Source organism: bacterium (assembly GCA_037127815.1).
GTDB lineage: Bacteria > Patescibacteriota > Minisyncoccia > Phycocordibacterales > CAIZLB01 > CAIJKW01.
In genome coordinates, this window is sequence record JBAXXP010000001.1 from 359,068 (window position 1) to 365,337 (window position 6,270).

6 protein-coding genes are annotated in these 6,270 nt (G+C 35.1%); 4 read left to right on the plus strand and 2 right to left on the minus strand.

Translation table 11 applies throughout. The features are described 5' to 3' along the window. Positions 1 to 6 precede the first annotated feature (6 nt). Both nusB and rnc read left to right on the plus strand, forming a co-directional pair. The gene (gene nusB, locus WCQ00_01880; GenBank protein MEI6042293.1) at positions 7 to 921 is read left to right on the plus strand and encodes a transcription antitermination factor NusB; all 915 of its coding nucleotides are present in this window, start codon (positions 7 to 9) and stop codon (positions 919 to 921) included. A 54-nt stretch (positions 922 to 975) separates the two neighbouring features. Then, positions 976 to 1,671, plus strand: coding sequence for a ribonuclease III (rnc, locus tag WCQ00_01885; GenBank protein MEI6042294.1), 696 nt, complete (start codon positions 976 to 978; stop codon positions 1,669 to 1,671). A 167-nt stretch (positions 1,672 to 1,838) separates the two neighbouring features. Here the strand turns inward: rnc and WCQ00_01890 are convergent, their stop codons facing one another. Beyond that, a complete protein-coding gene (locus WCQ00_01890; protein MEI6042295.1) occupies positions 1,839 to 2,612 on the minus strand; it encodes an NYN domain-containing protein in 774 nt (257 codons plus the stop codon). 187 nt (positions 2,613 to 2,799) lie between these two features. Between WCQ00_01890 and WCQ00_01895 the strand changes: the two genes are divergently transcribed. Then, positions 2,800 to 5,160, plus strand: coding sequence for an AAA family ATPase (locus WCQ00_01895; GenBank protein MEI6042296.1), 2,361 nt, complete (start codon positions 2,800 to 2,802; stop codon positions 5,158 to 5,160). 78 nt (positions 5,161 to 5,238) lie between these two features. Here WCQ00_01895 and WCQ00_01900 read toward each other — a convergent pair whose 3' ends face one another. Continuing rightward, entirely contained in the window at positions 5,239 to 5,556 is a 318-nt protein-coding gene (locus WCQ00_01900) for a hypothetical protein (protein MEI6042297.1), read from the minus strand. A gap of 197 nt (positions 5,557 to 5,753) precedes the next feature. On the opposite strand from WCQ00_01900, the gene WCQ00_01905 reads away from it, so the two are divergent. After that, on the plus strand, positions 5,754 to 6,270 hold a 517-nt coding region (locus WCQ00_01905), incomplete at its 3' end, for a hypothetical protein (GenBank protein ID MEI6042298.1).

Sequence of the window (6,270 nt, forward strand, 5' to 3'; positions counted from 1 at the left end):
TACCTTATGGCAAACAGACATTTATTAAGGTCAGTCGTACTACAATCACTCTTTGAGTGGGATTTTAGAAACGTCGACAATAATTTAATCGGCGACATAGTGGTCAGAAATGCAGAAGAATTCGCTCCGGGAATGACGGATTTTACATTCGCTAAGAAATTAGCTGATGGTGTTGTAAAAAAGAAGGCAGATTTAGATATGATTATTGAAAAAGCTGCTCCAGAGTGGCCTATTGATAAAATCGCAAATGTAGACAGAAATGTACTTCGTTTAGGTCTTTATGAGTTGATTTTTGCTGATAGATCAGAAGTTCCAGCAAAGGTTGCAATCAATGAATCTATTGAGCTTGCAAAGACTTATGGAGGAGAGACGTCTGGAAAGTTTGTTAACGGGGTACTTGGTGCTGTTTATAAAGAACTTGGAGAGCCTGGAAAGGATGATGTTAGAGCTCCAAAAAAGAATAAGGATATTCCGTATGAGGAAATGCCTATCAAAACTCTGGCTGGTGGTGTGGTTTACTCAAGACATGAAGGAGAAATTTATCTTGCATTAGTGCATGATGTTTTTGGACACTGGACATTATCAAAGGGCGGAATTGATTCATCAAAGGATATAAAGATTGCAGCAGCAGAAAAGATTGAGGAAGAGATTGGTGTTCCTGTAACTGTAATGGATGAGCTTGCAAGCAATGAATATATTGCATCTCATCCTGAGGATGGAAAGATAAGAAAGCAGGTCGTGTATTTTTTGGCTGAAGCTGAATACAAACCACTGAAACTTGAAGAAGGAAAAGGGGGGTTGGACAAAGTTCAATGGTTTAATGTAAAGGAAATTTTATCCCTGAATTTCTATAACGATATTATGCCAATAATCGTTAAGGCCCTGGGTAAGCTTTCCAATAAAGGGGAAGTTGTGGAATAAACTAATAAATATTTGGGGTCAGGCACCATGGTGCCTGACCCCAAACAAACAAAAATGACTAATGCAAATATTTCAGAATTTGAAGAATCGATAGGGATTTCTTTTATCGATAAAAATTTAATAAAAAAGGCTTTTACACACAGATCTTATTTGAATGAAAATAAAAGCCTAAAATTGGGACACAATGAAAGATTGGAGTTCTTGGGTGATGCTGTGCTTGAGCTTGTTGTTACAGACTTTTTATATAAAAAATTTCCTCAGAAAAATGAGGGAGAATTAACTGCACTTCGCTCAGCTCTTGTTAAAGCAGAGACCTTGGCAGCTGCTGCTGAACTTGCTGGAATGAACGCATATTTATTGCTTTCAAAAGGTGAATCAAAGGATACAGGACGAGCTAGACAGTATATTCTAGCAAACACTTTTGAATCAGTGGTTGGAGCAATTTACCTAGATCAGGGATATGACATCGTTGCAAAATTTATTGCAGATCAACTATTTGCACAAATTGACGATATTATTGAGAATAAAACTTTTATCGATTCAAAAAGTAGATTCCAAGAAATGGCGCAAGAAAAAACTGGTTTTACACCATCATACAAATTAATTAAAGAAGTTGGTCCGGATCACAACAAAATTTTCACAGTCGCAGTTACTGTTGGTGAAGAAACTATTACAGAAGGTGAGGGCAAGTCAAAACAAGAAGCCGAACAAATGGCTGCAGAGAAGGCTCTTGAGATTAAGGCTTGGTAGTTTAGCTGTTTTGGTTGGTTCTTGTGTCGATTTAATACTTATATAACCACATAAATTTGACATTTCTTTTGCATTTGGTAAAATTACTGTGATCATAAGATCGTTATAACGCTGGCTTAGGGGCTCCTGTAAGGAGCCCCTTTGGCTGTCTGTATATTTTCATGCAATCAAAGCAGATTACTAGGTTCATCAATTATATCTTTTATTGAGCTGTAAATTTCCCTTGGCCAGCAAATAAATTCCTTAATCTTCTTTATTTCAAAAACCCCAATATTTAGTTTAACCAGTTCTCTGGAGGTCCTACCGGCTGTTGAAAATATAAAAATACCCTTATTTTCTTTTGTTATAGCGTTTATCGGGTCAACAAAATCACTGTCTCCGCTCCATAGGATGAAGTTATTAATATTATTTTTATATAAATCAAGAAACATGTCTCTAGCTATCTCCACATCAAAATTACATTTTTTATCTTTCAGGTAAAAAACTCCCTTGTCATTTAAATCTTTAAAGAGATTATTTATTGATTCTATTGCCTTAACGTCGAGAACAGATAATAATGGTTTTTTAACAAAAGGTTGTAAAAGTAAGGTAGAGTTTTTGGATATATTTAAAAAATTAATAGGGTATAACATTATTTTTACCAATTTTGTTTCAACCTTATACCCGAGATTTGTAAATTCAGTTATTGATTCTTGTGATCCCTCATCATTAGTAAGAGTTCCTGTATAAATATATACAATCTTAATTGTGTTGAAAGAATCAAAAAAATGCTTCAACCTCCTTGGGTTTATATGCCAACCAAGTTTGTCTTGCCAATGTATTACGTTTTGCCAGTCTAGATAGATATTTGAAGTCGTGGCAAAAATCTTTTCGAGTTCAATAATTACTTCTGGAAAAAGTCTTGCAAGATTTTGTATTCTTTTTGTCTTAGGGATAAACATATATAGTGTTGCATATAATATAAAAAGGTAGATAAATAAAATCCAAAGATTATATATGGTACCTGTGGATAACTTCTACAGATGAAATTGAGTTGAACCTGTTATGCATTTAATGTTTGTGGAGGCATACTAATTTAGTATATTATATGTTATATTATATGAACTTGAGTACATATTGATAATAATAATGCATTTAAAATCGCTAGAAATTAATGGTTTCAAATCTTTTGCTAAAAAAGCGAATCTAGTTTTTAATACACCAATTACGTCTATTGTGGGTCCAAATGGTTCCGGAAAATCAAACGCTGCTGAGGCTTTTAAATTTGTTCTAGGAGAGCAATCTATTAAATCAATGCGTGGAAAGAAAGGTGAGGACATGATTTTTAATGGGGGAAAAGATATTCCTCGTGCAAACAGAGCTTCTGTTAAACTTGTTTTTAGTAACCTTCCAAATGGAGCTAAGGGACGTGGAATTGCCAGGGCGACTGATTCATCTAGTTTGGGAATTATTTCAGGAAATGAAGGTCGTCTTTTTAGTATAGATTTTGATGAAGTTTCAATTGAGCGTGTAGTTCACAGAGATGGTGTCAATGAATATTTTTTAAATGGCACACAGGTTAGGCTTAAAGACATTTTAGAATTACTTGCAAATGCAAATATTGGTTCATCGGGACATCATATAATTTCACAGGGTGAAGCTGATAGATTACTTTCTTCACTTCCTCGTGAAAGAAAAGATATGATAGAGGATGCTCTTGGTCTAAAAATATATCAATATAAGAAAGAAGAAAGCCAAAAGAGATTAGAGAAGACTGCAATTCATATGAAGGAAGTTGAATCATTGCGCCGTGAAATTGCACCGCACATTAGATTTTTGAAGAAACAGGTAGAGAAAGTTGAAAGAGCTGTTGCTTTGCGTGAAGAGTTAGCTGAAAAGTATAAGGAATATTTTGCATACGAGACAGAATATTTGAAGAAAGAAAAAGAGCAAATTTCAAGGGATGTTAATGAACCGTCTGCTGAGCTTGAAGATTTGAAGAAAGACCTAGAAAAACATAGAGCAATTTTGGATTTGGTGGAAAAACAGAATAAAGAAAATAGTAAGACATCAGAACTATTGGAGTTGGATGCTGAAATGAGAAAAACTCGTGCAGAAAAAGACTCTTGCATGCGTGAGATTGGAAGACTGGAAGGCGAGATGTCGTATTTGAAGAGGACAATTGAGAAGAAAATTAGGGATGCAAATGAGTCCAATACTAAACAAATTTATTTAAGAGAAGTTGAGCAATTGAGTAAAGGTATTGATTCTAAGATTTCAGTAGCGATGGAGGCTGTTTCTTCTGAGAATTTTAACGATGTTAAGTCAGCGCTTGCAGAAATTAGAAAAGATTTTACAGAATTTTTGGAGCATCATAAAAATACAGAATCATTAAATATTGAAAATGAGGAAGCTGAAATTTTAAAAATCACAGATACTGTAAAGGATTTTGAATTTAGATTAACTACTTTTGCAGAAGTTGAATCTGGGCAAAATTCTAGATACATAGAAATAAAAGCAGAAATTGAAAAGGACAAAGATAAAAACGTAGAAAGTGAAAAGGCCGTCCTTGTTATAATGTCACGCCAAAATGAACTGCATACTCAAATAGAGGCTGTTAGATCAAGAGAAAGCAGGCTTAAAATTGAGCAAGATGACTACAATAGAGATATTCAGGAAGCTATTGCTTTGATTGGGCGTTCGGCCGTTTCTTATGATGATTTTCCTTTACCAATGGAATCTGCTATTGAGAATAGACATGTTCAGGTTGAGAGAAGACGCGCACTGGAGAAAATAAAAATAAGACTTGAGGAAGCGGGGGGAGCAGGGGGGAATGAAATAATACAAGAATATAAGGAAGCAGAGGAAAGAGATGCTTTTTTTGTAAAAGAATTGGAGGATTTAGAGAAGTCTATTGTCGCACTTAATATGATAATTGATGAGTTGAATGACAAGTTAAATAAGCTATTTAAGGATGGAATAAGTAAGATAAATCAGGAATTTAATAGATTTTTTATGTTGATGTTTGGTGGTGGCTCAGCATCACTTGAAGTAGTTAAGGAGGTAAAGAAAAAGAGAAGAAAGATTGCGGATGATGAGTTGTCATCATTGGCTGAAATAGTTGGCGAGGAGTCTGAAGAAGAGCCAGAAGTTGAAGAGGGAATTGATATTAGCGTTGCTTTGCCACATAAACGCACAAAAGGTTTAATGATGCTCTCTGGAGGAGAGCGTGCACTAACCTCCATTGCACTTTTGTTTGCAATGTCACAGGTTAATCCACCTCCGTTTATTATTCTAGATGAAACAGACGCTGCGCTTGATGAGGCTAATTCAAGAAAATACGGAGATATGATTGAAGCGCTTTCTGAGCATTCGCAATTGATTTTAATTACCCATAACAGAGAGACAATGTCACGTGCCGGTGTTATTTATGGAGTTACTATGGATTCTGGGGGATATTCTAAATTACTTTCAATTGCATTTGATGTGGCACAGGAGATGGCAAAATAATGACTAAATAATAAGATAATAAAAAACCGATTTCGAAATCGGTTTTTTATTATCTTTGTCAGCACGGAACGGAAAGGGCTATTTCTTAATAACTTTTGGTGCGGCAGGGGCTGTTGGTGCAGGTGCTACTGTATTTACAGGCGCTGTACTACTTGCTTGTTGATTTAACAAAGCTCTTTGCTGTTGCTGTTGTTGCATCATTTGTATTTGTTGAGGTGTAAGCGCGTTTTGTTGAGGATTTTTGTTCATCGCTGGACTTGAGATAGACAACTTCTGTCTGTTATTATCACCACCAAAGAATATCCAGGTAGTCAGGAAGACAGAAAGACCTATTATTAAGCCTGATAATACAATTGCTCCGGGTACACTCATTTGATTAATTTTGGGAAGTCTCATTTTTGTATGTTTAAATTATATTTTTTAATTAATTGCTCATGTATTATACATTCTAAAGATAAAATATTCAAAATGTTTATGAACATATTTTTGGGGATATTTTAAATAGATTAAAAGATTGCTGTTTGATGTAGTTATCCCCATTATCCGATTGGTTCAATGTGTATATATTGTATTTACATGATAAAATATATGGTATGAACGCAAGAAAACTATTTTCAACTAAGACCTTTGCAGTCTTTCTTCTTTTTTGGGTATTGTTAAGCTGGGGCATCTCCCACGCTGTCAACAATGACATCAAATCTGCAACCACAAACTTCAGTGCAACAGGTATTGTGTCTGATGTTTCTGAATTTTCTATGACAATAGAAAATGCAAAAGGATCTACTCAATCATCAGATGGAACATACAATCTAAATCTAGATTATCTTAAGAAAGTAGAAACAAGTGATTATGGTCCACTTGCATTAACTGATATCAAAGCGGGGGATAAGGTTGTTGTACAAGGATTAACTAATGGATATGCATTCTACATCAAGAGAATTGTTTCCTTTACATCTGTTGCTACCAAGGCTGATGATGAGAACGCAACAAGTACAGCCACAACAACTACATCAACAACAACTGAAGTTGTGTCACCTGTGATTCCAGCTGAATCGACAAGTACAGCCACAACAACTACATCAACAACAACTGAAGTTGTGTCACCTGTGA